Origin of the sequence: Corallococcus sp. AS-1-12 (genome assembly GCF_020036995.1) — a bacterium.
Classification (GTDB): Bacteria; Myxococcota; Myxococcia; order Myxococcales; family Myxococcaceae; genus Corallococcus.
This window is the reverse complement of sequence record NZ_JAIQDD010000011.1, coordinates 104,206-130,493: the sequence shown is the minus strand read 5'-3', so window position 1 is coordinate 130,493 and position 26,288 is coordinate 104,206. Positions and strand designations below refer to the sequence as shown.

General features: G+C 71.1%; 19 protein-coding genes. 9 read left to right on the top strand and 10 right to left on the bottom strand.

The annotated features are described in order from the left end of the window. Positions 1–208 precede the first annotated feature (208 nt). From K8556_RS19815 to K8556_RS19805, 3 genes are all read right to left on the bottom strand, one after another. A complete protein-coding gene (locus K8556_RS19815; RefSeq protein WP_223741634.1) occupies positions 209–3,607 on the bottom strand; it encodes a Dauer Up-regulated in 3,399 nt (1,132 codons plus the stop codon). 246 nt (positions 3,608–3,853) lie between these two features. Beyond that, on the bottom strand, positions 3,854–4,216 hold the full coding sequence (locus K8556_RS19810; RefSeq protein ID WP_223741633.1) for a hypothetical protein: 363 nt from the start codon (positions 4,214–4,216) through the stop codon (positions 3,854–3,856). Positions 4,217–4,316: 100 nt separating this feature from the next. After that, on the bottom strand, positions 4,317–6,137 hold the full coding sequence (locus tag K8556_RS19805; protein WP_223741632.1) for an aminopeptidase P family protein: 1,821 nt from the start codon (positions 6,135–6,137) through the stop codon (positions 4,317–4,319). Positions 6,138–6,435: 298 nt separating this feature from the next. On the opposite strand from K8556_RS19805, the gene K8556_RS19800 reads away from it, so the two are divergent. Continuing rightward, positions 6,436–7,680 (top strand): glycosyltransferase family 4 protein, encoded by a 1,245-nt coding sequence (locus K8556_RS19800; protein WP_223741631.1) that lies wholly within the window; start codon positions 6,436–6,438, stop codon positions 7,678–7,680. Between the two features lie 290 nt (positions 7,681–7,970). On the opposite strand, the gene K8556_RS19795 is transcribed toward K8556_RS19800, so the two are convergent. The 4 genes from K8556_RS19795 to fusA form a co-directional block, all read right to left on the bottom strand. Next, positions 7,971–9,107, bottom strand: coding sequence for a glycosyltransferase family 4 protein (locus tag K8556_RS19795; RefSeq protein ID WP_223741630.1), 1,137 nt, complete (start codon positions 9,105–9,107; stop codon positions 7,971–7,973). Between the two features lie 21 nt (positions 9,108–9,128). Continuing rightward, positions 9,129–10,268 carry a glycosyltransferase gene (locus tag K8556_RS19790; protein WP_223741629.1) on the bottom strand — a complete coding sequence of 380 codons (1,140 nt, stop codon included), beginning with the start codon at positions 10,266–10,268 and terminating at the stop codon, positions 9,129–9,131. Between the two features lie 142 nt (positions 10,269–10,410). Further along, complete coding sequence (locus tag K8556_RS19785; RefSeq protein WP_223741715.1) at positions 10,411–11,667, bottom strand: RNA polymerase sigma factor; 1,257 nt, start codon at positions 11,665–11,667, stop codon at positions 10,411–10,413. Positions 11,668–11,794: 127 nt separating this feature from the next. Continuing rightward, complete coding sequence (gene fusA / locus K8556_RS19780) at positions 11,795–13,900, bottom strand: elongation factor G (RefSeq protein WP_223741628.1); 2,106 nt, start codon at positions 13,898–13,900, stop codon at positions 11,795–11,797. A gap of 518 nt (positions 13,901–14,418) precedes the next feature. On the opposite strand from fusA, the gene K8556_RS19775 reads away from it, so the two are divergent. Next, entirely contained in the window at positions 14,419–15,921 is a 1,503-nt protein-coding gene (locus tag K8556_RS19775; protein ID WP_223741627.1) for a hypothetical protein, read from the top strand. Positions 15,922–16,022: 101 nt separating this feature from the next. Continuing rightward, on the top strand, positions 16,023–17,051 hold the full coding sequence (locus K8556_RS19770) for a prephenate dehydrogenase/arogenate dehydrogenase family protein (protein WP_223741626.1): 1,029 nt from the start codon (positions 16,023–16,025) through the stop codon (positions 17,049–17,051). 7 nt (positions 17,052–17,058) lie between these two features. Here the strand turns inward: K8556_RS19770 and K8556_RS19765 are convergent, their stop codons facing one another. After that, the gene (locus K8556_RS19765; RefSeq protein WP_223741625.1) at positions 17,059–18,396 is read right to left on the bottom strand and encodes a S9 family peptidase; all 1,338 of its coding nucleotides are present in this window, start codon (positions 18,394–18,396) and stop codon (positions 17,059–17,061) included. Between the two features lie 202 nt (positions 18,397–18,598). Here K8556_RS19765 and K8556_RS19760 point away from each other — a divergent pair, with 202 nt between their 5' ends. The 6 genes from K8556_RS19760 to K8556_RS19735 all read left to right on the top strand — a co-directional run bounded on the left by K8556_RS19760 (position 18,599) and on the right by K8556_RS19735 (position 24,525). Then, on the top strand, positions 18,599–19,153 hold the full coding sequence (locus K8556_RS19760) for a hypothetical protein (protein ID WP_223741624.1): 555 nt from the start codon (positions 18,599–18,601) through the stop codon (positions 19,151–19,153). 174 nt (positions 19,154–19,327) lie between these two features. Further along, on the top strand, positions 19,328–19,870 hold the full coding sequence (locus K8556_RS19755; protein ID WP_223741623.1) for a hypothetical protein: 543 nt from the start codon (positions 19,328–19,330) through the stop codon (positions 19,868–19,870). Positions 19,871–19,903: 33 nt separating this feature from the next. Next, positions 19,904–22,606, top strand: a complete 2,703-nt coding sequence (locus tag K8556_RS19750; RefSeq protein WP_223741622.1) for a PQQ-dependent sugar dehydrogenase — start codon at positions 19,904–19,906, stop codon at positions 22,604–22,606. Positions 22,607–22,637: 31 nt separating this feature from the next. After that, entirely contained in the window at positions 22,638–23,201 is a 564-nt protein-coding gene (locus K8556_RS39505) for an FtsX-like permease family protein (RefSeq protein ID WP_370639946.1), read from the top strand. Positions 23,202–23,240: 39 nt separating this feature from the next. Beyond that, positions 23,241–24,026, top strand: a complete 786-nt coding sequence (locus K8556_RS19740; protein ID WP_223741621.1) for a hypothetical protein — start codon at positions 23,241–23,243, stop codon at positions 24,024–24,026. A gap of 22 nt (positions 24,027–24,048) precedes the next feature. Next, complete coding sequence (locus K8556_RS19735; protein WP_223741620.1) at positions 24,049–24,525, top strand: hypothetical protein; 477 nt, start codon at positions 24,049–24,051, stop codon at positions 24,523–24,525. An 80-nt stretch (positions 24,526–24,605) separates the two neighbouring features. Here K8556_RS19735 and K8556_RS19730 read toward each other — a convergent pair whose 3' ends face one another. After that, positions 24,606–25,121, bottom strand: coding sequence for a GNAT family N-acetyltransferase (locus K8556_RS19730; protein ID WP_223741619.1), 516 nt, complete (start codon positions 25,119–25,121; stop codon positions 24,606–24,608). Between the two features lie 18 nt (positions 25,122–25,139). Next, a complete protein-coding gene (locus tag K8556_RS19725) occupies positions 25,140–26,255 on the bottom strand; it encodes an alpha/beta fold hydrolase (protein WP_223741618.1) in 1,116 nt (371 codons plus the stop codon). Positions 26,256–26,288: the final 33 nt, after the last annotated feature.

Below are 26,288 nucleotides of genomic sequence, written 5' to 3'. Positions count from 1 at the left end.
TGTGATTCCTGCCCCGATTATCCAGACCCCTCCCCGCGAGTTGCGCGAGATCAGTAAATAAAGATCTCCTAGTTTAGTCAGCGCGTAATTTTCCGCTCAAACTTGTCTTACCTGGGGGCCGCGTCACGAATGGGTCAAGCGAACGGGGTCTGTCCCCGTGAAGGAGCAGACCCCGTGCGTGGTGGCGACAGGCCTGTGACGCGGCGGGCTAGATGCCCGGGATGCCCGGGATGTCGTCCGGGATGAGGTCGTCGAAGAAGTCCTTCACCTTGCCGGCCACGTCCCCGGCGAGCTCGCCCACCTCGCCGCCCAGGTCCACCAGGGTCCCGAGCGCGTCCTTGGCCGCGTCCACGCCCTTCTTCGCCAGGTCGCCCAGGTGGTTGACGGCGGCTTCCGCCAACTGACCGCCCGCGCCGGCCAGGTCCTTGAGCGCGTCCACGCCCGCGTCGCCCAGGTCGGCCACGGCGATGAGCAGCTCCTTGCCGCCCTCGGAGAGGTTGTCCTTCCAGGCCTTGGCGACGTTCATGAAGGACTCCACGCCGTCCTTGAGCAGGTCCTTGGCGAAGTCCTTGGCCCACGACACGCGGTTGTCGACGAAGTCCTTGATGGCCCCCGCCGCCTTGGAGGCCAGCTCGCCGCCCTTGCGCGCCATGTCCGACAGCGTGCTGCCCACCCACTCGCCGGCCTGGGTGAGCGCCTCGCCCGGGTTGTTGGCGATGTACTTGAGCGTCTCCACGGCCTTCTCGCCCGCGTTGGCCAGGCCCTTCACCAGGCCCTCCGCCAGCTCGGCGCCCTTCGCGCCCAGGTCCTTCACGGACTCCCAGGCCTTCTTCGCCAGCTCGCCGCCCTTGGCCAGCGCGTCGCCAATGGCCTCCTTGGCCTTGGCCGCGGCCTCGCCGGGGTTCTGGGCGGTCCAGGCCAGCAGCTCCAGGCCCTTCTCGCCCAGCTCCTTCGCCTTGTTCACCGTGTTGGACACGAGCGTGGTCGCGCCGTCGATGAGCTCCTTGGCCTTCTCCTTCGCGGCGCCGGTGAGCTTGTCGTAGCCGGCCTTCAGGTCGTTCAGCGTGGAGACGGCCTGCTTGTAGAGCGCCTTGCCGGCGTCCGTGGCCAGGTCCAGGCCGGAGTCCACGACGCTCTTGATGCCGTCGAGCGCCTTCTTCGCGGCCTCGCCCGGGTTCTGGGCGATGTACTTGAGCGTCTCCAGGCCCTTCTCACCCAGCTTCTTCGCGCCGTCGATGACGTTGTCGAGGACCTCCTTGGCCTCCTTCGCCAGCTCGCCGCCCTTCTCGATGGCGGTGTTGAAGGCCTCCGTCGCCGCCTTCACCGCGGCCTCGCCGTACTTGGACGGGTTGCGCACCACGTCCGCCAGCTTGTGGATGACCTTCGCGGCCCCCTTGAGGCCCTCGCCGGCCAGCTCCGCCTGGGACACGCCCACGAACTCGGCGGCCTTCACCGCGCCCTTGGCGGCCTTCTCCACGCCCCACTGGATGAGCTGCGCGGTGCCCTCCGGCCCGTAGTACGCGGCCATGTGCGCCAGGCCCGCGGGGCCCTGCGCCGCGGCGCCCGCCAGGTTCACGGCCTTCATCCAGTCCGGGGCCTCGTAGCCCTCGGGGTCGGCCTCGTACTTCGCCTTCTCCTGGGTGAAGCCGATGTCCATCGCCAGCTCGGCGGCGCCCAGCAGCACGCTGGCGCCCACGTCCGCGGCCACGCCCACGCCGGTGAGGTCCAGCGCGATGCCGATGCCCGCGTCCGCGACGTTCAGCGCCGCGGCGGTGTGCGCGAAGTAGCCCAGGTCGTTGTTCTTGCCGTGCAGCTCCAGGGACTCCTTCTCGAACTTCGCCGCGTCGATGGCGTTGGGCAGCGCGCCCGCCACCGGGACGACCTTCGCCAGGTTCTTGAAGACCTTGCCGGCCACGTCGGCGGTGATCTCCACGCCGATCTTGCCCAGCACCTTGTCCATCACCTTGAGGCCCTGGCCCACCAGCTTGCTGCCCGCCTTGTCCAGCAGCGGGCCCAGGGTCTTCACGGTGGTGTTGAGCGCGTCCGCGCCGAACTTGTCGGTGAGCTTGAGCAGCGACTTCACGGCGCCGGAGTCCATGTCCGACACCAGCTTGGAGACGATCTTCGCCGCGTCGTCGTCCAGCCGGCCCGCGAGCTTCGCGAACTGCTCCGTGGTCTTCGGATCCGACAGGACCTCGTTGAGGACCTTGTGCTCCATGCCGCCCAGGGCGCTCACCAGCCGCTTGCCGGCCGCGGCGTCCGCCTTGTTGAGCTGGCCCACCAGGTTGTCCAGGGCCTTGGGGTCGGTGATGCCCTTGAGCGCGGCCTCCATCGACTCCGGACCGCCCAGCCTGGTGGCGGCGGCCTCCAGCTTCTTGAGCTGATCCGGCGTGAGCTTGGACGCGAGCTGCGGGTCCAGGCCCTTCACCTTCACGTCGGCCATCCGCGCGCCCTGCTGGGCCACGTCCGTCGCGTTCTTCACGCCCGCGTTCTTGAGGACGTCCGCGAAGGCCTTGAGGTCCTTCTTGAGGTCGGGGACCTCCGCCAAAAGCTGCGCGGCGGCCAGGGCCTTGTCCTGCGTGGACGCGTTGGGGTCCGCCAGGGTGATGGCGGCGCCCGCGGCGCGCAGCGACCCGTCCAGCTTGCGCAGGTCATTGGCGAGCGCGGGGAACTTGTCCCCGGCGAAGTCCTTGAGCGCCTTGCCCAGCTCCAGCGTGGCGGTGGCCTTGTCCGTGGCGGAGGCGTCGGGGTCCGTCCACTTGCCGATGGCGCCCACCAGCTTCTCCGCCGCGGGCAGCCCCTTGAGCGCGGTGTCCAGCACGCCCTTCAGGTCCTCCGGCGCGAACGTGTCGCCGGTGGCCTTGGCCAGGGTGAGCGCGGCCTGCGCCTTGTCCAGCTTGCTCGCCTTGGGGTCCGTCAGCTTGCCCAGCGAGGTGAGCGCGTCCGGGTTGGTGGCCAGCTTCGCCAGCTTGTCGTCCTTGAGGCCCAGGCGCTCCAGCGCGTTGGGGACGGTCTCCGGGAACTGCGAGGCCAGCTCGCCCAGGGCGGTGGCCTTCTCGGAGAAGGTGCCGGTGCCCAGCTTGTTGAGCGAGTCGTAGGCCTTCTTCAGGTCCTCCTTGTTCTTGTCCTTCAGCTCCGGGAAGAGCTTGGGCAGGTCCTCCGGCTTGTCCGGCAGCGCCTCCGCGTGCGGCGGCTTCGGATCCGCCGCCGGAGCGGCGCCGTTGACGTCGGCCCGCACCGGGACCGCGCCGTTGGCGTTCCCCGTCACCGGGCCATTGAGGGGACGCGCGTGGCCTCCGCTGATGCCGAGCGGCGTGGCGAACGGGTTTGTGGTCTCTCCCGTCAGCCGGTTCACCCCGTTGCGGTTGTTCTGCGCGCCGCCCGCGGAGAACCCGTCATTGAAGAGCTTCACCGTGGGCTGCTTCGTCTGCTGCTGCGCCTGCTGCTTCGCGGCCTGCTCCGCGGCGGCCTTCGCGGCGGCTTCAGCGGCGGCCTTCGCGGCGGCGGCGGCGGCGGCACGGGCGGCGGCCTCGGCGGCTGCGCGCGCGGCGGCTTCGGCGGCGGCGCGGGCAGCGGCGGCGGCGGAACCATCAATGGGGGTGGTCATGGGCAGGACTCCTACCTTTTCGAGAATCGAGAAAGTCCCCGGGATTCTCTACATTTCGCGGCGAATGTTGCCTGACTCTCCGCAATCGCGTGAATCCCTGGGCGATGCAGGCGATACGTCAGTGTCGCTCGGCGGGTTACAGGGATCGCGCGGGCCCCGCATGACGCAAGAAGGCATAGCGGACGCTATGGAAACTCCAGGCGGCGCCCCGCTCCTGTCCGGCCGCGTCATGCCCTCCAGGGCGATTCAGGCCGGGGCATCGGAGCGGAGCATCCACTGGCCCAGGGCCACGAAGCCGGCGGAGGTGAACAGGGTCAGCGTCCACGCGACGCCGAAGGGGGCGTCCAGGGTCATGAGCAGCGGCAACAGCGACCACCCCGCGACGAAGGACGCCGGGGTGACCCACAGCGCCCGGAGGCCCCGCGTGAGCGCCTGGATGAGGCCCAGGGCGAGCCCGGTGAGGGCGAAGCCCACGAACAAGGCCAGCCCGTAGGCCTTGTTGAACATCAGCATGTAGACGCCCAGCAGCGGGAAGACGTGCACGAGGCCTGGAAGCCAGACGAGGAAGGCGGTCAGCATCCAGCGGCGCGACGGCGGGGACTTGGGCATGGGCTCCAGTCCAGCCCAGGTCCGGGGCCCCTGGCCATTCCCCTCCAGCGGACACTGTCCACCCGGACCGGCCTCCGCGGCGGGTCCGGAGCAGCGCGCTTCAGAGCGGCTGGGTGCGCTGGAGCAGCCAGTCGCGCGCCGCGCCCTGGACATGGGGCTGGAGCCGTTCGCGCACGGTGGCGTGATAGGCATTGAGCCAGTCCACCTCCTCGCGGGACAGCAGGGATGGGTCCACCAGCCGCGTGTCGATGGGGCACAGGCTCAGCGTCTCGAAGCGCAGGAAGTCGCCGAACTCCGTCTTGCGGTCGGGCACGGCGGCGATGAGGTTCTCGATGCGGATGCCCCAGCGGCCCGGACGGTAGAGGCCGGGCTCGTTGGAGGTGATCATCCCCGGCTCCATCGCCGTGGTGATGTCGTTGGGCAGGGTCGGGGAGAAGCCGTGCGGCCCCTCGTGGACGTTGAGGAAGAAGCCCACGCCGTGGCCGGTGCCGTGGCCGTAGTCCAGCCCTTCCGCCCAGAGCGGCGCCCGCGCCAGCGCGTCCAGGTTCGGGGAGCGGGTCCCCCGGGGGAAGCGGGCGCGGGACAGGTTGATGTTCCCGCGCAGCACCAGGGTGAAGTCGCGCCGCTGCTCGGGCGTGGGCTCGCCCACGGGGACCACCCGGGTGATGTCCGTGGTGCCGGACGTGTACTGGCCGCCGGAGTCGATGAGCAGCAGCCCCTGCGGCTTCTGCCCCGGCAGGCACACCGTCGCGTGCGAGGCCTGCGTGGCCCGGTAGTGCGGCATGGCGGCGTTCGCGTTGTACGCGGCGATGGTGGAGAAGCTGAGCGACACGAAGCCCGGGCGCCGCGCGCGCTCTGCGGAGAGGCGCTCGTCCACGGTGAGCTCGGTGATGGGCTCGCGGCCCAGGGCGGACTCGAACCAGGCGAAGAACGCGCACAGCGCCGCGCCGTCCTGCTCCATCGCGTCGCGGAAGTGCGCGAGCTCCGCGTCCGTCTTGCGCGACTTGGCCACGGTGGATGGGTTGAGCCCCTCCACCACGCTCACCCCCCTGGGCACCGCCTGCCGCAGCCCGTGGGTGATGCGCCGGGGATCCACCAGGAGCCGCGTCCCGTCCGGCAGGGCTCCCAGCGCGCGCGCCGCTTCGTCGTACGGGTGGAGGATGACGCCGTCCGCCTCCAGCGCGGCGCGCAGCGCGTCCGGCACCTTGCCCTGCCCGATGAACAGCCGGGCCCCACCGGGCTCCACCAGCAGGTGCGCGAGGAACAGCGGGAGGTGGTCCACGTCCGCGCCGCGCAGGTTCATCAGCCACGCGACGTCATCCAGCGTGGAGATGAAGTGATGCGTCGCGCCCAGCACGCCCATCTCCGCGCGCACGGCCCGCAGCTTGTCGGTCCGCGACACGGGCGACAGCGCGTGGGCGAACACGGGCGCGGCGGGCAGGGGCGGCCGGTCCGCCCACGCCTCCGCCACCACGTCCAGGTCCGTGCGCAGCACCAGCCCCGCCGCGGACAACTGCGCGGCCGCCGCGCGCGCCACGCCCAGGCCCAGCACCGCGCCGTCCACGGCCACCGTCTGTCCTTGCGGCACGTTCGCGGCCAGCCAGTCCAGGTGTGACTGCCCGGGCGCGTTCGTCGAGCGCACCGTCGCGATGCCGCTGCCCTTCAACTGGGCGTCCGCCTGATCCCAGTAGCGGCTGTCCACCCAGAGGCCGGCGAAGTCCGCCGTCACCACCAGCGTGGCCAGCGAGCCGGTGAAGCCAGACGCCCACTCCCGGCCCTTCCAGCGGGCCGGCACGTAGGTGGACAGGTGCGGGTCGCTCGTCGGGACCCAGACCGCCGCCACACCGCGCTCCCGCATCACCTGCCGCACCCGCGCGATCCGCTCGCGCGCCGCGGCCCCCTGCGTCTGCTCAAGGCCCATGGCTTCCTCCGTCGTTGCGCCGTGCGTCCTCATGCCGCAAACCGCGCGCCTTTTCGAGGCCCCTCCCGGACAGGGAGACCTCCCGCCCGGGTCAAGACCGCCGGGAATGCGGCTGTCGCTCGGAAGACGCGATGCGGCATCCCGCTGCCTCGCGCAGGGACGATGTGTTGTCCATCGACGGGAAAGCGCCGCGGGGGCCTGGGCCCTTCGCAGGTGGGTGCTTACCAAGCCGGTGGCCGTGGTGAGGAGCACGCGGCCGGGCTCCACCCGTCTCCTGAAGCAGGCCTGGTTTCCCACCGTGCGACGCGTTCTCGCCATCCTTCCCTATGTTCCGCTGCCTTCGGATACGGGCGGCACCCTGCGCACGCTCGAGCTGGTGCGCGCCCTTGCCTCCCGCTTCTCGTTGGACGTGCTGGCGGTGAACCGGGTGGGCAACGACGCCGAGGGCTTCAGGCGCTGGCTGGGAGCGCTGGGCGTGCCGGGCTCGCGGCTGCATCTGGTGGACCTGCCGCGCGTGGCGCCGCAGGAGACGCTGAACAGCACGCGGGCCTTCCTGCGGGGCACGCCGCTCACCTACGTGCGCTTCGCGCGCCGGGCGGTGCGGGATGCCCTGCGCCGGGTGCTGGCGGAGCGCGGCCCCTTCGACATCATCCACTTCGACCACCTGCACATGGCGCAACTGTTGCCGCTGGCGCGCCAGCTCAACCCGTCCGCGCACCTGGTCATCGACGAGCACAACGTGGAGAGCCAGTTGCTCGCGCGGATGGCGCCGCTGAGCCCGCCGCCGATGCGGCCGTTCCTGCGCTGGCAGTTCAACCGGGTGGAGCGGCTGGAGCGCGAGTGCGTGAGCCAGGCGGACACCGTGCTGGCGTGCTCGTCCGTGGACGCCGAGCAACTGCGCGCCATGGGGGCGAAGCGGGTGCAGGTGGTGCCCAACGGCGTGAAGCTGCCGGACTTCGCTCCCCGGGAGAGCACGGGCGACGACCTGGTCTTCGTGGGGTCCATGGACTGGTGGCCCAACGAGGACGCGGTGCTGCTGCTGGCGCGCGAGGTGTGGCCGCTGGTGTCGTCGGAGCTGTCGACCAGCAAGCTGATGGTGGTGGGCCGCAGTCCGCCCGCGTCCGTGCGGGCCCTGGAGAACGAGCGGCTGGTGGTGACGGGCTCGGTGCCGTCGGTGGCGCCGTATCTGGCGCGAGCGTTGGCGACGGCCATTCCGCTGCGCGCGGGCAGCGGGACGCGCCTGAAGGTGCTGGAGGCCGCGGCGGCGGGCGTACCCGTGGTGGCCACGCGCCTGGCGGTGGAGGGGCTGCCCGTGGTGGAGGGGCAGCACGTCCTGCTGGCGGAGTCCCCCGAGGAGTTCGCCGCGGCGCTGCGCCGGCTGCGCAATGATCCGGACCTCTGCAGCAGGCTGGCGCGGAACGCCCGCCGCATGGCGGAGTCCTTCGCGTGGGACGGCATCGGGGCCGGCCTGGGCGAGCTCTACCTGAACGCGGTGTCCGCCAGTGTCGAAGGGAAGGAGCCGTCCGGGGCGGAAGCCCACTGAGCCACGGGGCTGCGTGCGGAGGGCCGCCACCGCACGCCCAGGCCCGCGGACCGCGGGAGCTCGCCCCTCCGGGGTGCACCGCGAAAACCTGTCCGACTGTCCGACAGGTTTTCAGCGGCCACGGCGGGCGGGCGTCGCCGTTCGTCGAAGCCATGACGACCTGTCCGACAGGAGCCTCGGCCCATCCGGGTCGTGGAAACCTGTCCGACTGTCGGACAGGTTTGGCCGTGCCGGGCGGAAGGGGTGATGCGGCGATGTCCTGGGGACGAGGCGGGGATGCCCCGGTTGCCCTACCCGGCCACGACCTGTTCTTCGCGCGGGCCCATCAGGGCGGGCAGATACAGCGATTCGATGTAGCGATTCGCCATCCGCTCGGGCGCGTGGTGGGCCACGACATACTCACGCGCCGCCTGCGCCATCCGCGCGCGCCAGCCGGGCGCCGTGAGCAATCCCGCGAGCGCCGAGGCCAGCGTGCCCGCGTCTCCCGGTGGCACCACGAGCCCGCGCCCCGTGCCCAGCACGTGGGGCAGCTCTCCGACCCCGGACGCCACCAGCGGCCGTCCCAGCGCCATCGCCTCCAGCGCGACCAGCGGCATGCCTTCTCGCAGGGAGGGCATCACCACGGCGTCCGCCGCCGCGTACACGCTGCGCACCTCTGAGCGGAACCCCAGGAAGCGCACCGGCAGCCCTTGCGCCTGCGCTTCCAGCGACTCGCGCAGCGGGCCATCGCCCACCAGAAGCAGCGTGGGCAGCGTGGCGCCAGGCGTCCGGGCCAGCCGCTGCATCGCGTCCAGCAGCACCTGGGGCCCCTTCTCCACCGACAGGCGCCCGACCATCGCGATGACAGAACCCTCCGGCGCGAGCCCCAGTGCCTCGCGAGCCTGGAGCCGCTCCGCGTCCGTGCACGCGTCCGCGAGCGGCAGCGCGTTGGGGATGTAGACCACAGGCGAGCGGTGGACGTACCGGCGCAGGCGCGCGGTCAGCTCGCGCGACACCGCCGCCACCGCGCGTGTGCAGTTGCCCAGCACGCGCGCGAGCCCCTCGTAGGCGATCAACGCGGGCGTGGCGCCGGTGTCCCCATGGTACGTCGCAACCAGGGGCACTCCGGCGAGCGCGCTCGCGGCGGCGCCCAGGGTGAGCGACTTGTAGTCATGCGCGTGCAGCAACCCCACGCCGCGCCTGCGCACCTCCGAGGCGAGCGTCGCCACGGCCATCGCGTTGAAGCGGCCGGGCACCTCCAGCGTCAGCGCGTCCAGCCCCTGCTCGCGCGCCGCGCCCGACAGCACGTCCACCCGTCCGGGCGGAACGAGGCTGCACACCTGCGCGCGCCACGGAGACGGCGTGGACGACGCCAGCGACAGCAGCGCCCGCTCCGCGCCATACAGGCCGCAGGTGCTGCGCACATGGAGGATGGTGGTGGGCGACACGCGTGGCCTTCCCGTGCCCGCTCACGCCTGGGCGCGAGCGGCGGCCTCCCGGTAGAGCTTCGCGTACGTGTCCACCATCGTGGACAGCGAGTAGCGCTGCGCCTCGCGCTTCGCGGCCTCCCCCAGGCGGGAGCGCAGCTCCGCGTCGTGGGTCAGGCGCTTCACCGCGCCGCCGAGCGCATCCACGTCCTCGGACTTCACCAGGAGCGCCGTCTGCCCATCGCGGTGCACCTCGCGGATGGCCGGGATGGCATGCGACACCGTGGGCAGCCCCACCGCCATCGCCTCCAGCAGCGACAGCGAGCGGCCCTCCCGGCGGGACGGCTGCACGTAGACGTCGAACGCGGGCAGCAGCTTGCTCGCCTCCAGCAGCGCGCCCGTGAAATGCACCCGGCCGGCCAGCGGAGACGCGGCGGCGCGAGCGCGCAGCGAGGCCTCCATGGGGCCAGGGCCAATCATCACCAGGTGCGTGTCCTTCGCGTCCGCGAAGTGGCGCAGGAACGCGTCCACCAGCAGGTCCGGGCCCTTCTCCTCGGAGAGACGGCCCAGGTAGCCCACCACCGTGGCGTCCTGGGGGAGGCCCAGGCGCTCGCGCGCGGCCCGGCGAGCCTCCTCGCCCGTGGCCACCTCCAGCGGCACGCCGTTCTCGATGGTGACCACGTTGGAGAGCAGCTTCGGGCTCCAGCGCTCCAGGCTGGCGCGCACCTCGCTGCCGCACGCGACCAGGGACTGGGTGAACATGGCGGCGGCCATGGCCGCGGGGCGCAGCTTGCCCTGCGGCTCCACCGTCTGATGGAAGGTGCCCATGACGGGCGTGCGCGGACGCAGCGTCCGGGTGGCGACGGCGTTGAGCCAGGGGCCCACGTCGTGACCATGGACCACGTCGGCGCCAAAGGCGTCCACCTCCTGGGCCAGACGGCGGATGGCCGCGGGCGTCATCCCCGCGAGTCCTCCCAGCCAGACCGTGGGGACGTTGGCGCGCTGGAGCAGCTCCCGCACCGGACCGTCCGGGCCCAGGGCCAGCACCACGGACTCAATCCCCCGCTCGCGGCCGTGCTGGGACAACCGGACCACCAGTTGTTCGAGCCCGCCCATCTCCAGGCCGTACATCACGTGAGCCACGCGCGTCGGGCGCGCCGTCGAGTGCATTTCGTTCTTCATGGACGCGGCCAAGCTAGGCACGCCCCCCGAGCCCACAACCCCCCGGGGGCGGCCCGCGCCCCGGAAGATGTCTGACAGTCGAAGTTCCTTCTCGGAGCGTGAAGACACGGTTCCGCGCGGAGCCAGCCCCTGGAGGACAGGACTACGACGGCTTCCCGCCCGTGCAGGCGGCGGCGCGCGCGCGCAGCAGCGCCTGCTCCTTCGCGTTGCGCGTGAGCGACGCGGCCCGCTCGAACTCCGCCTGGGCCTCCTTGAGGCGCCCCAGCTTCTGGAGCAGGTCGCCGCGCACGCTCGGCAGCAGGTGGTAGTGCTTGAGCGACGGCTCGGCCACGAGCTGGTCCACCAGCTCCAGCCCCACCGCGGGGCCGAACGCCATCGACAGCGCGACGGCGCGGTTCAGCTCCACCACCGGTGACGGCGTCATCCTCGCGAGCACCGCGTAGAGCGCCGCGATGCGCGGCCAGTCCGTCTCCTCCGGCGTGCGCGCCCGCGCGTGGCAGGCCGCGATGGAGGCCTGCACCGTGTACGGCCCCGCCGGCCCGGCCTTCCCCGAGCGCTCCAGCGCCGCGAGCCCGCGGCGGATGAGGAGCTGATCCCACTGCGCGCGGTTCTGCTCCAGCAGCAGCACGGGCTCTCCCGAGGGCCCCACCCGCGCCCGGGACCGCGACGCTTGAATCTCCATCAGCGCCACCAGCCCGTGCACCTCCGGTTCGCCCGGCGCGAGCTCCGCGAGGATGCGGCCCAGGCGCAGCGCGTCCTGGCAGAGCTCCGGCCGCATCCAGTCGCCCCCCGCGGTCGCGGAGTAGCCCTCGTTGAAGATGAGGTAGACGACCTCCAGCACCGACGCGAGCCGCGCCGCCAGCTCCTCGCCCCGGGGGACCTCGAAGGGGACGCCCTTCTCCGCCAGCGTCCGCTTGGCCCGCACGATGCGCTGGGCCACCGTGGGCTCCGGCACCAGGAACGCGCGGGCGATCTCATCCGTCGTCAGGCCGCCCAACAGCCGCAGCGTGAGCGCCACCCGCGCCTCCGGGGACAGCACCGGGTGGCAGGAGGTGAAGATGAGGCGCAACAGGTCGTCGCCGACGTCGTCGTCCAGGGCCGCGTCCAGGTCTGGCACCTCCGCCTCCTCCAGCCCGTGCCCCAGCTCCTCGTGCTTGCGCGCGAGCAGCTTGTGACGGCGCATCTCGTCGATGGCGCGGCGCTTCGCGGTGGCCATCAGCCACGCGCCCGGGTTCTCCGGCACGCCCGACACCGGCCACTTCTCCAACGCCACGACCAGCGCGTCCTGCGCCAGCTCCTCCGCCTGCCCCACGTCGCGCACCATGCGCGCGAGCCCGGCGATGAGCCGGGCGGACTCGATTCTCCACACCGCGTGCACCGCGGCCTGCGCCTTGGACATCGTCACGGCGCGAACTCAATCAAATGCACGTCGAATGAGCGCCCCGGAAATCGACACGGGGTTCAATTTCCCGCGCGAACAGCACGGCCCCGGGCCTCCCCTCATGGGGAAGCCCGGGGCCGTCACCTCACGCCCGTGCCTCGGAGGCCAGGGCCGCGGCCGACTCCGGCACCGGCTCGTACGTCCCCAGGCGCATGCTCGCCTGGGCGCGTCCCTGCGTGCGGCCGCGCAGCGCCGTCACGTAGCCGAACAGGCGCGCCATGGGCACCCGCGCGGACACGCACCGCGCCGTGCCCTTCGCCTCCATCCCCAGCACCCGTCCCCGCCGCGACGCCAGGTCACCCAGCACGTCGCCCAGGAACTCCTCCGGCGTCACCACCTCCACCTCCATCACCGGCTCCAGCCCCTGCACGCCCACGCGCCGCGCGGCCTCCTGGAGCGCCAGCGAGCCCGCCACCGCGAAGGCCTGCGGCGTGCTGTCCTTCACGTGCGTGTCGCCATCCACCAGCCGCACCTCCACGTCCACCAGCGGCACGCCCTCCCGCACGCCCCGCGCCATGGCCCCGGCCACGCCCTTCTCGATGGCGGGCACCAGCTCGCGGGGGATGGAGCCCCCCTTCGTGGCGTCCACGAAGACGAGCCCCGCCCCTCGCGGCGCCGGCCCCACGTCCAGCACCACGCGCGCGTACTGTCCGGGCCCGCCGGACTGGCGGACGTGGCGGTACTCCTGGCGCACCGCGCCCCGGAGCGTGTCGCGGTACGCCACCTTCGGCTGTCCCACGCGCGCCTCCACGCCGAACTCCGTCCTCAACCGGTCCACGACCACCTCCAGGTGCAGCTCACCCATGCCGGACAGCAGCACCTGGCCGCTCTCCGGATCCACGCCCAGGCGCAGCGACGGGTCCTCCGCCGCCAGCCGTTGCAGGCCCTCCTCCAGCTTCGGCAGCTCCGCGGGGGAGCGCGCCTCCACGGCGAGCTGCACCACGGGCTCCATCACGTTCAACGCCTCCAGCACCACCGGCGCCTCCGGGTCACACAGCGTGTCGCCGGTGAGCACGCCCTTGAGCCCCAGCGCCGCGCACAGGTCGCCCGCGTGCACCTCCGCCACCTCCTCGCGGCGGTTGGCGTGCATGAACATCAGGCGCCCCACCCGCTCCCTGCGCCCGGTGACGGGGTTGAGCAGGACGGTGCCCGCGCGCAGCGTGCCCGAGTACACCCGCAGGAACACGATGCCTCCCACGGCCTTGTCGCTCATCAGCTTGAACGCCAGCGCGGTGGGCGGCCCCGAGTCCGACACGGGACGGCTGACGCGCTCGCCGGTGACGGGCGTAAAGCCCTCCACGGCGGCCATGTCCGCGGGGGACGGCAGGTAGCTGACGACCGCATCCAAGAGCATCTGCACTCCCTTCTTCTTGAAGGCCGACCCGCACAGCACCGGCACCAGCGTCCGCGCGAGCGTGCCCGAGCGCAGCGCGCGCTCCAGCTCCTCCGCGGTGATGTCCTCCACCCGCCCGTCCACGAACTTCTCCATCACGCCCGCGTCCAGGTCCGCGCAGACTTCAATGAGGCGCATGCGGTACGGCAGCACCGCCTCCGCCAGCTCCGGAGGAACGGGCGCGCTGTCGTCAAAGCCGCCGTCGTCGCCCTGGAAGCGCACGAGCCGCATGCGCACCAGGTCCACGAGCCCCTGGAAGTCCGCGCCGTCGCCCACGGGCCACTGCACGGCCACCGGGCGCACGCCCAGCCGGTCCACCATGGACTGCACGCTCAGGGCGAAGTCCGCGCCCACCTTGTCCATCTTGTTGATGAACGCGATGCGCGGCACGCCGTAGCGGTCCGCCTGACGCCACACCGTCTCCGACTGCGGCTCCACGCCCTGGCTGGCGTCGAACACCGCCACCGCGCCGTCCAGCACGCGCAGCGAGCGCTCCACCTCGATGGTGAAGTCCACGTGGCCCGGCGTGTCCAGGATGTTGATGCGGTGGGGCACGCCCGCCTCCCGCCCGTGCCGGGGCTGCCAGAAGGCCGTCGTCGCCGCGGAGGTGATGGTGATGCCGCGCTTCTTCTCCTGCTCCATCCAGTCCATCTCCGTGGAGCCCGTGTGCACCTCTCCCGTGGAGTGGATGCGGCCGGTGAAGAAGAGGACGCGCTCGGTGAGCGTCGTCTTGCCCGCGTCGATGTGGGCCATGATGCCGATGTTGCGATACCGCTCGATGCGCGTGGTGCGAGACATGGAAGACTCCCGTTCCCGTCCGGGCAGCGAGGCCCGCGGGTGTGTATTGGATTGAGACGCCGGTTGGATGAGAGGGATGGACCGGAGGCTGCCTTCAGGCGCGCACGCGCACACAGGGCCTATAGCGGCACGTCAGGCCGCCACGGGAACGCGCGAGGACACACGAAGGCCCCCCAGGGAGGGGACGGGCGGAGACGGAGCTCACGGTGCGCGGGCAACCAGCCACGCGCGCACCGGAGGACTCCGGTCCGCCTGCTCAAATATCGAGCAGGACCTCGTGACGGGGGGCGAGGCGCACGTCCGCCGCCGGCGCGAAGGCGCTCAGGACAGGCAGGGCATGGAAGAAGACGGGCCTCATGATGAGACAGGAGTAAGACAGACAGCCCCCGCTGTCAACCCGGCGGCCTCCGCCGTGTCCCGGCTCCGGAAATAAATCCCCGAAAGAATATCCGCCGGGCGCGCCGTAGATGTGGCGGTTGGCGACAGAAGCCAACCCCTGGTTCCTCCGAGGGGGAAGTATGTCCACGTTCTACAAGAGCCTGCTGACGGCCTCCATGGGTCTCGTCGGCTTGAATGGCTGTGTCTACGGCTTCATCTACGACTCCGCGACGGGCAGCGCCGTGGAGGGCGTGACGGTCTACGTCGCCTCCGGCACCTGCTCCGGCACGGGCTGCGGCACCGGCCTCGCGACCCAGACGACGGACTCGTCCGGCCTCTTCATCTTCGACGCCTACGGCAACCAACACGGCGAGGACAACGTCCAGCTCATCATGCCGGCGTCCGGCGAGGAGGCGGTGCGGCTCGTCTACAGCCGCGCCGGCTACCGCTCCGTCACCGTCCACCACCGGCCCAACTACACGACGATGACGCAGAACGGGACCGACTATCAGGTCTCCGCCGTGCAGCCCGTGTACCTGTGCGCGCTCAGCGCCGTGGACACCGACGGCGACGGCGTCTGCGACGCGGCGGAGAACCAGTACGGCACCAACCCCAACAGCTCCGACACGGACGGCGACCGCATCAGCGACTTCGCGGAGCTGTACGGCTACGGCGGCGTGGACCTGCGCTACTGGGGCGCGGATCCGCGCAAGAAGGACGTCTTCGTGGAGGTGGACTACTACGCGGACCGCAAGCCCACGCAGGGCGCGCTGGACAAGGTGACGGCGGCGTTCGCCAACGCGCCGGTGTCCAACCCCAACGGCACCACGGGCATCGCGCTGCACCTGGTGCTGGACTCGCAGATCGCCGCCGCGGACGCCATCTCCAACCTGGACACCGGTTGGGTGGGCGTGGACACCATCAAGAGCAAGTACTTCAAGTCGCGCCGGGCGCCCTTCTTCCACTACGCCCTGTTCGCGAACACCTACGGCACGACGACCTCCAGCGGCCTGTCGCGCGGCATCCCCGCGCATGACCTCATCGTGACGCTGGGCGGCTGGTCCACGCCGGGCGGCACGGAGCTGCAGCAGGCCGGCACCCTGATGCACGAGCTGGGGCACAACATCGGCCTGCGCCATGGCGGCACCGACGACGCCAACTACAAGCCCAACTACCTGAGCGTGATGAACTACGAGTACCAGACGTTCGGCCTGCGCATCGACGGCGTGGACAACGTGCTGGACTACTCGCGCGTCCGCGTCGCCTCCGTGAGCGAGACGTCCGTCAACGAGGTGTCCGCCTTCGCGCCCATCGCCCCCACCACGGAGGCGGACCTGGCCCGCATCGGCGTGCGCATCAACGGCGTGCAGCGCGCGGGCACCGCGAGCGCGAACCTGGACATCAACGGCAGCGGCGTCATCCAGACCGCGTCCTTCGCCTACAACTTCAACCGCGACTCCGACAGCGTGGACCTCTTCCCCGCGTCGCAGAATGACTGGCTGGCCCTGGTGTACGACGGCGCCGGGCAGATTGGCGACGGCTGGCTGGGCACCACGCAGGGCCTGAGCCGCCAGCAGCCCTTCTTCGTCGTCCCGGAGAAGACGGACTCCTGCCTCACGGAGCAGATGCTCCTCAAGCGGTAGTCCTCCGCCTTCCCTCCTGGCAAGTCGTCCCCCGCCGGGTCGCTCTTCACGGGTGACCCGGCGGTCGTCTATTGCGCGCGGGCCCGCGTAGACTCCGGCGCATGTCGCATGTCGCACTCGTGGGCTACGGACGGTTTGGACGCGCGCTGGGAACGCTGCTGGAGGCGGTGGGTGTGGAGCACCGCGCCCTGGACCCGGTGGCGGACATCCCGGAGCCGCTCCGCGCGCACTCGGTGCGTGAGCTGCTGGACGGGGCGGAGCTGGTGGTGGTGGCGGTGCCGGTTCCCCAGATGCGGGACGTGCTGCGCTCCCTGCGGCCCCACTTGAGGCCGGAGCACCTGGTGCTGGACGTGGGCAGCGTGAAGGTGAAGCCCGTGGAGGCGCTGACGGAGGTGCTGGGCGCCGACGTGCCCTGGGTGGGCACGCATCCCCTCTTCGGCCCCTTGAGCCTGGCCATGGCCGAGCGCCCCATGCGCGTCGTGCTCTGCCCCAACCCGCTGCATCCGGAGGCCGCCCCGCGCGCCCGGCGCTTCTACGAGGGCCTGGGCTGCGAGGTCATCGAGCAGACACCGGAGGGCCATGACCAGGTGATGGCGCGCACGCACGCGCTCACCTTCTTCGTGGCCAAGGGCATGGTGGACTCCGGCGCGGCGGCGGACGTGCCCTTCGCGCCGGCCAGCTTCAAGGCGCTGTCGCGCACCATCGAGACCGTGCGCGCGGACGCGGGCCACCTCTTCAACGCCATCCAGCAGGAGAACCCGTTCGCCACGCAGGCGCGAGGGCAACTGCTCACGGCGCTCCAGGGCATCCACCGCGACCTGGAGGCCGCGCCCACCGCGACGCAGGCCCCCGGGGCCTCGGGCGTCGCCGTGCCCGGGCTGGAGCCGGAAGCCCCCGCGCCCCGCGAGCCTCGCGAGCACATCGACGCGCTCGACCGCGAGCTGGTGGAGCTGCTCGCCCGCCGGGAGGAGCTGGCCCGCCGTCAGCGCCGGGCCCAGGAGGCCGGGAACGAGCCGGCCCGCACGGAGGCGCTGCTCGCCGTGCGCCGGGCGTGGGCCCGGGAGCTGGGCGTGGACGCGCAGGAGGTGGAGGCCGTCTTCCGTGTCGTGCTGGGCGGCGGCCCGCGCTGAGGCGGCGCTAGAGGGACTCGTCCAGCCAGTCGAACATGCGGTGGTTGGCCACGGCCTGCGCGCCCTCCTGGCAGTGCAGCAGCCCCGTGTCCTGGGCGGTGAAGAGCATGTAGTCCTTGGGGCACTCCAGCGCGTCGAAGAGCAGCCGGGCCTGGCCTTGTGAGAACGCCTCGGCGGTGCCGTCCATCACCAGCGTGCGGCAGCGGATGCGGTGGACGATGGGCTCGTTGTTGAACCGGCGCAGCTCGAAGAGCAGGGCCGACGGCGTGCTCACGCCGTGCTTGGACATCGCGTCCTTCATGTACCAGCGGAAGAGGAACACCTGCTCCATCAGCCGGGCCATGGCCGCGTCGAAGGCCTGGGGGTCGCTGTCCAGCAGCGGCATCAGCTCCGGGAAGTACATGTGGAACTGCTCGAAGGATGACGCCCCCCAGTTGAGGACGCCGGGGTTGGGGATGAGGACCTTGATGCGCCGCTCGAACGCGGCGGCGCGCGGCACCAGCGCCCCGCCCATGCTCCAGCCCAGGAGGGCGATGCGCCGCGAGTCCACGCCCGCGATGCACAGGGCGAAGTCCACCACCGGCCGGATGACGTTCTCCCAGTCGTGGCGGAAGGGCAGCCCCTGCTCGCGGATGGCCATGCCCTGGCCGGGCGCGTGCACGATGAGGCAGTGGTAGCCCCGCGCGAGCGCCGCGTCGATGACGTACTTGGACTCCTCCGGCCACGCGTCGCGGCCCTGCTGGAAGATGAGCAGCGGCGCGATGCTCCGGGCGCTCGGGGCGCGGAAGAAGTAGCCGGGCAGCGTGGTGCCCTCGTACGGGATGCGCACGGGCGTGCCCGGTATCTTCAGCAGGTGGAGGGCCTTGTTGTAGGCGTCCACCGCCTTGCGCCCGGTGGCGACCACGCTCGGGTGGGCGGGCTCCGGGTGGTGGATGAGCGCGGCGCGGTAGTAGTTGGCGGCGCGCAGGTAGGCATGGCCCGCGCTGATGGGATGGCGGCGGGACAGGCTCACGTCGCCCATGGCGCGGATGCGGTCGGCGGTGGCGACCCATTCGTTGGGCCAGCTCCAGTCATCCCCCGCGACGATGCGGGTCGCGGTGTCCAGCACCTCGCTGATGTCCGACTGGGCGCTGTAGGTCCCGGCCAGGAAGTGCAGCAACTGGCTCTCCATGATGGGGTCCGCCATCAGCCCCAGCTCCCACCAGGGCCGCGGCGCGTCCGAGGACGCGGACGTCGTGGACGGCCGTCCGGCCGCCTCGGAGGGAGTGTCCCGGAGGAGCGCGAGCCCCCCGGTCAATCCCAGACTGGCTTGGATGAGGGAGCGACGGTCCAGTGTGATGCCCATGGTCTCTGGCCTCCAGCGAAGTGCTGGCGGCTCGAACACCCCTGGCCTTCACATCTGTCACCCGACCCAGCCTTTGCGTGCCAGGGCTCGCCAAGCCGGCCCCTCATTGCCGGGGACGGACTGAATGCACCGCTCGGGATTCAGGGTGGGGATGGGGATGTTGGTGGACCCAATGCGTTTCTTCACCCTTAGGAGCCACTGCATGAAGAAGACCGCCCTGCTGACCTGCCTGCTCGGATTGCTGGGAGCCATCCCGGCCAGCGCCGCTGAACTCAAGGACGTGTTCGGCAAGGAGGTCCCCATCGGGCAGGGTCGGCCCACGCTGGTGTTGTATGCCAACAAGGGAACCAAGGAGGAGCTGCGCCAACGCGCCTCCCAGTTCATCTACGACGTGCGTGAGAAGAAGCCCATCGTCGTCATCCACGTGGACCTGCGCGACGTCCCGGGCCTCTTCAAGGGCATGGCGCGAGGGGAGATCCGCAAGAGCCACGACGAGTCGCTCGCCGCCATGAAGGACCTGTACCGCCAGAAGGGCGAGGCACCGCCCGCCGAGCTGGACTCGTCGCTCTACATGGTCGCGGACTCCAAGGGGGAACCCCACAAGTCCATGGGCCTGGAGAAGGGCTTCAACCGGGTGTTCGCCCAGGTGCTCGGCACCTCCGGTCAGGAGCTCGCGCGCGGCGCCTTCTCGGAAGGGGCCCGGAAGCTCAGCCAGGCGATGAGCGCCGCGCCCGCCGTGGCGTCCCGCAGGCCCTGACTTCACCGGGTGTGTCCCCACGCCAGCGACATCCCCTGCAAGCTCACCGAGGTCGTGTCCGGCAACGTCACGCTGTGACACGCGCCGTCGTCGTGTGAAGCACCCCGGACCCCAGGTGCGAACCCGGGCAGGCATTGGCTAGGCTGATGCCTCCCGTTGCACCTGGAGTCTTTCATGCACAGCGAATCGCCGCGCAGCGCCCGTTCCCCGAAGGCCGTGACGTTCCTCCGCATCCCGGTGCTGCTCGCCGTGGGCATGATGACGATGGGCAGCGGCATGGGGAACCCGGGCTGTGGCGGCAACACCTATCCCGACTGTGAGGAGGGCTGCGCCATCGCGGGCACCTACACACTCCAGTTCGAGGACACATCGCCGCCTGGTGAAGGATGCGAGGCCCTGGGCCAGCGCCTGCCCCAGGGCCCGCTCGTGCTGACGATGACGGGCGGCAGCTACATCACCACGCGGTTCGGCGACGACGAGCTGTCCACCCACTACTCCGGCGAGCCCGCACGGAGGCTCGAGTTCTCCACGGCCCGCATCCTCACCGAGGAGAAGGTCCGGCGCACCCTGGACATCCGCTCGACGGTGGCCGCGCCCGCGCCCCGCTCGGACACGGACAGCTCGCGCATCGAGGGTGAGTACACGCTGAAGCTCTTCTCCACCGAGGACAGCAGCGTGAAGTGCCTCATCCAGCGGAACTTCACCGCGACGCGGTAGGGCCCCACTCCGGGTGCGGTAGGCTTGGAGGCCATGCGCACGCCCCTCATGGCCTCACTGTTGTTCCTGATGATGTCCGCGCCAGCCCGGGCCGCCGTGCCGGCGGGCTTCGTGGAGACGGCCTTTTCGTCCAGCAGCCTGACGCCCGCCACCGGCATGGCGTGGGCGCCGGATGGCTCGGGGCGGCTGTTCGTCACGCTGAAGAACGGCGTCGTGCGGACGGTGGCCATGAAGGACGGTGTGCTGGAGACGCAGCCCGGCACCTCCACGCTGGTGACGCGCACGTTCGCCACGGAGCCCGCGGTCCACACCAACAGCGAGTGCGGCCTCATCGGCATCGCGTTCGACCCGAACTACGTGGTCAACCGGTACGTCTATTTCTTCGTCACCGTCTCCGCCTCCGAGCAGCGCATCGTCCGCTACACGGACTCCCACGGCACGGGCATCGCGCGCACGGAGGTCGTCACCCGGCTGCCCACGGCGGGCAACAACCACGACGGCGGCGGGCTGGGCTTCGGACCGGATGGGAAGCTCTACTGGTCCATTGGAGACCTGGGCAACGGCACCGGCGTGGACGCGGACCTGACGTCGCTGGCGGCCAAGATGAGCCGCGCCAACCTGGACGGCACGCCCGTCAATGACAACCCGTTCAACGACGGCGTGGGCCCCAACAACGAATACATCTGGGCGCGCGGCCTGCGAAACCCGTTCACCTTCACGTTCCAGCCCACCACCGGCCTGCTGTGGGTCAACGGCGTGGGCACGAACTACGAGCAGGTCTTCGTCGTGAACCGGCGCTCCCACGCCGGCTACAACGACTACGAGAACAACCAGCCCCTCACCAACGACTTCATCCCTCCCGTCATCAAGTACCGCACCAACGGGACGGACACGCGCAACCTCACCGCCACGGGCGCGGTGCGCAGCGGGGGCATCACCACCTTCACCACGGCCACGCCGCACGGCTTCCGCAAGGGGGAGAAGCTCACGATTGAAGGTGTGGGCGACGCGAGCTTCGACGGCGACTTCTACGTCGCCAGCGCCGACAACGCGCCCACCACGACGACCTTCACCGTGGCCCAGCCGGGCCTGCCGGACGCCACCAGTGGCGGCGGATCCGCGATGACGCAGGCGCTGGGAGGCTCCATCACCGGCGGCGTCTTCTACGACGCCACCCTCTTCCCGCCGGAGTACCGCGGCAACTACTTCTTCGGCGACTTCAACAGCGCCCAGGTGACGCGCGCCACGCTGACGGCGGACAACTCGGTGGCGACGGTGGACGCGTGGGGGACGGGCTTCTCCGCCAACGTGGACATGAGCGTGGGACCGGACGGCGCGCTCTACATGCTGGGGTACACCAACGGCGTGGTGCGCCGGGTGATGCCCACGGCCACCGGCCAGAAGCTGGTCGTGTCCGGGCTCAACCTGCGCCTGATGGAGGGCGGGCGCGCGGCCTTCACCGTGCGGCTGGCCCAGGCGCCCACCGCGCCCGTGACGGTGGACGTGGCGCGGGCCCTGGGCGGCTCCGAGGACCTGCGCCTGTCGGGGGGTGGAACGCTGACCTTCTCCCCCACGAACTGGAACGTGCCGCAGGTCGTGGTGCTCGAGGCGGTGGAGGACGCGGACGCGGACGCGGACGTCGCCACCTTCACCGTGGCCTCGGAGGGCCTGACGACCGAGTCGGTGGTGGCCACCACCATCGACAACAACTCGCCCCGGCTGGTGCTGTCCACCACCCGGCTCACCGTGCCCGAGGGCGGCACCGCCACCTTCGACGTGTCGCTGTCGCTGAGGCCCTCGTCGAACGTCACCGTCACCGTGGCGCCCACGCAGGGGGACGCGGACATCAGCGTGGCCTCCGCGTCCACGCTCACGTTCACGACGTCCAACTGGAGCACGCCCCAGACCGTGACGCTCCAGGCGGCGCAGGACGCGGACAACGTGGACGGCACGGCCACCCTCACGCTCGCCATGCCGGGCCTGGACGCGCGCACGCTGGAGGCCGTGGAGGCGGATGACGAACCGCTCCCGCCCACCATCACCTCCACGCAGGCCACCACCGCCCTGGTGGGCGTCGAGTACCGCTACGACGTGGAGGCGGTGGGACGGCCCCGGCCCACGTATTCGCTGGAGGGCACGGTGCCGCAGGGCATGAGCATCGACGCGACCACCGGCCTCATCACCTGGACGCCGACGGCGGCGGGGACGGTGGACGTGCGCGTGCGGGCGGCCAACGGCGTGTCGCCGGACGCGGAGCAGTCCTTCAGCCTCACCGCGAAGGCGGATGAGCCGCCGCGCGCCGTCCTCATCCGTCCCACGCAGGGCGAGCGCGTGACTGGCGCCACGGCGGAGTTCTTCGGCGAGTGCGAGGACGACGTGGGCTGCACCGGCGCCGGTTTCTACGTGGACGGCACGCTGGCCTACACGGACGACCGTTCGGACACCCGCCTCTACTTCGGTGGCGCGCCGGGCCGCTGGGACACTACGGGCCTATCGCCGGGCCCGCACACCCTGCGCTTCGTGGTGACGGACACGGCGGGCGCGACCGCCGAAGCCACGGTGACGGTCTGTGTTGGAGACGGGAGCTGCGAGGCGGGCGGACCGGATGCGGGCGCGGGCAATCCCCTGCCCGAGGACGACTCCGGCTGCGGCTGCGGCGCGGCCCCGATGGCGCCGCTCGCGTGGCTGGCGCTCGTCGCGCTGGCCACCCGGCGCAAGCGGTCGCGCGCGAGCTGACTCCCCGCTGAAGCCGCGACGGGAGGTGTACGTGCCTTATGAGCAGGCGCGGAGCACGGACATGACGCTGGTGGTCCGCACGACGGGAGAACCTCTCTCGCTGGCGAGGGCGGTGCGGACGGAGGTCCGGGGGCTCGACGCGAGCCGCGCGGTGGGCAGCGTGCGGCCGTTGGCGTCGGTGGTGGATGAAACGGTGGCGCCGCTGCGCTTCTACCTCCTCTTGGCGAGCGTCTTCGCGGGGGTGGCGCTGGTGCTGGCGGCGGTGGGGCTCTACGGGGTGGTGGCCTACGCGGTGGTGCAGCGCACGCGGGAGCTGGGCATCCGCATGGCATTGGGAGCGAGGGCGGGCCAGTTGATGGGCATGGTGTTGAGCCACTACCTGCGGCTGACGGCGGTGGGGCTGGTGTTGGGGTTGGGGCTCGCGTGGGGTGCCAGCCGCGCCCTGTCCCACCTGCTCAACGGCGTTGGCCCCACGGATCCGCTCACATATGGCCTGGTGGTGGCGGTGCTCGGCGCGGTGGCGTTCCTCGCGGCGCTGATGCCCGCGCGAAGGGTCGCGCACGTTCCCCCCGCGGTCGTGCTCCGGGCGGATTGAGCCCAGGTCCCGACAGATCATCCAAGGAGTGTTTTGGGAATGCGCACTGATAAACGGCGGACCTGCGCCTTCATGTTCGTGCTGGTCCTGGGATGCGCGGGCCCCCGCCTCTACTACCTGCGCTCCGAACTCCCCATCCTGGAAGGGCGGGTCGACCTCGCGGTAGCTCCCGGGCCGTGGCCGCATCAGGACATTCCAAGCGTCATCGCGGACACGGACACGGTCCCGGATGACCTGGTGCTGCCCACACTCAGAGCACTGATGGCATTGCCAGGCGCTTCGGACGCCTGCGACCCGAACACTGGCGGTCCTCGCCCGGATGCGGCGGAGTACTGCGTCGCCCTCTACAAGACACCGCAGGACTGGCGTGTCTCATGGCCCATCCGCAACCTGCTGAAAGAGCGCAGCTCATGTCAGCCGCCATTCGGTGGCGTTGACGATGAGTCGTTTGGCCGAGGCATGCCTGTCATCGGCTTTGCCCACAACCACCCGTGCGCGACGCGGATGAGCAGTGACGACCTCGGTCAGTTCCCCGCGATGAGGATGGCGGACGGACTGTGGACGATGGTGTCCTATGCCGCGAGCCCGGATGGACTGCTGGCGCGTGACTCCAGGAACCGGTTGATCCCCGCATGGGCCTGGCTCGCCACGGGACACAAGGACGAGCCCCGCTTCTACAAGTGGAACCCGGCGGGAGACGTCTTCCAATGGAATGAGGGCTCCGCACGTTGGGAGTTCCAAGCGAAGTGTCATCCGCAAGAGGCTTCCGGCATGCGCAGCCCCCGCATGTTGCTGCCTCGCTGCTCACCCGAGCTGAAGTGGTAGAAGCTCCCTGGAGCATGTGCCCATGATGAAACTCCCACACCACCTCCTGATCATGACGCTCCTGCTGGATGCAGGCATGCCGCCACCTGCCTCCAGCACCGCGCCAAGGGATGGGGGCAGACCCACGGCCTCCAGCGAAGCAAATGGCGACGGTGGTACCAAACCCCGCGTCCCCCTCATCGCGGAGGGAATCGAGTGGCCTGACGACCTGCGGCCCCTGGCGACGTTGGACGGCCCGGCGATTGTCGCCGCGCATGCGGCCTTGCAGCGGCTGCTGGCGAGTTTTCCCAAGGAGTATGCGAAGGACTGCTCGTATACCGCCAAGGCCATGGAGGTCTCTGTCGCCCGACACGGCGATTTGTATTTCGTGGAGATCAACCGGCGTGTCGAGAAGTGCGGCTGGGCGGCACCTGGATTCAACCCTTCCGCGCATTGGTACGAGCTGTATGCCGTGTCGCCAGACGGGAAGGTCCTGGCGCGCTATCCCTATCATCCTTGAGGGTCCAGGGGAGACCTGCCACCAGGAGTGGGTTTCATGCGCGCCGCGTTCCAGCGCCCTGCCCCACGCGTGCGCGAGCGTCAGGGGACAAGGCGCTTGAAGAAGAGGACCGTGGGGTGCAGCTCACCATCGGTGTGCCGCGCCCAATCGGGAATCTCTCCGGCGCGCTGCCACTGGAAGTGCCGGTAGACGGCCTCCGCCTTCGAGCCCGCCAGCGTGTCGAGCACCAGCAGCGTGCGCCCCGCGCCCCGGGCGTACTGCTCGACCTCCTGGAGCAGCCGCGACGCGAGCCCCTGGCCTCGGGCCCGCGAGTGCACGAGCAGCTTCTGCACCTCCGCGCGGTGCAGCCCGTTGGGACGCAGCGACGGCGCGAGCTGCACGGTGCCGTCGATGCGCCCGTCCACCTCCGCGACCCAGAGCAGCAGCCCCGGCCCCAGCGCCGCGAGCACGCCCCGCCAGTACCCCTCCGCCGCGTCCCGCGAGAGCGGCGGCAGGAAGCCCACCGACGCGCCTCCTTCGACGGAGTCGATGAGCAGTTCGGCCAGCGCCTCCAGCTCCCCGGGGGTCGCCTGTTCGAGTCTCCGGATGGAAATCATCCCCACCAGTCTAGCGGCTCACGGCGGGGCCGGCTTCGGGGGCTTCGGCGCGGGGGTGACGCGGGCGCCGGTGAAGCGCAGCAGCTCGTCCATGAGGAGCCGGCGGCCCCGCTCCGGCCGCTCCAGGTGCACGAAGTGCGTCGCGCCCGGGAGCACCACGGCCTTCACGCTGGCCGCGTGGTTCAGGTGCTCCTGGAGGCGCGTGACGTCCTCCGGCCGGCTCCAGAAGTCGTTCTCCGCGCGCAGGATGAGCACCTTCGCGGTGATGGACGCCCCGTCCCACAACTGCCGTCCCGTGGCCAGGTAGAAGCTGTCCTCCAACGCCCCGGACGGCGCCCGGAAGGCGAACGGCGTGCGTGACGGCCCCAGCGGATCACTCGTGACCGCCTCGCGCTGGAACGACGCCGCCACCTCCGGGTCCCTCCACTTCACCCGCTCCTCTTCCGCCTCGGGGAGCTGCCGGTCCCACACGGCCATCAGCGACGCGCCCGTGTTCCACCGGTAGGCGCCCATGCCCTCCGCGTTGAAGTGCCCCGGCCGCTTCGGGTCCTCGAAGTCCGTGCCCTTCCCCAGCATCTTGTGCTCCGCGCTGCCCGCGTAGAGCGCGTTGAGCATCACCAGGTGGCTGACGTCGTCCGGATGGAGGCTGGCGTACATGCCCGCCCAGTGCCCTCCCGTAGCCCAGCCCACCAACCCCACGCGGCGCTGCCCCGTGCGCGCCTTCACCCAGCCCACCACCGCGCGCACGTCCTGGACGACCTCGTGCGAGCCCACCAGGGGCCGCCCCCTCGCGGGCGTGCTCATGGCCAGGGGCCGCGTGGAGCCGCCATAGCCGCGCGCATCCATGAGGTACACCGCGTGCCCCGCACGGGCGAGCTCCGCCGCCAGGGAGCCGCCCTCGACGGGCAAATCGAATGAGGCCCGCCCCGGCACCCGCGCGCCGTGCAGGAGGATGAGCGGCGGCAGGTTGGCCACCTGCATGCCCGTGTCCTTCACCTCGCGCACGGACACCTCGATGCCCTCCTCCGACGGCACCAGGAACTCCGCGCGCGTCACCTCCGCCCGCGCGCCGGCCCCGGCCAACGCGGCCAGCAGCACCAGCATCCGGACCCCGGCCGCGCCTTCGCGATGCATGCCCACCTTGCCCTCCCGCTCCTTTGGATCGCG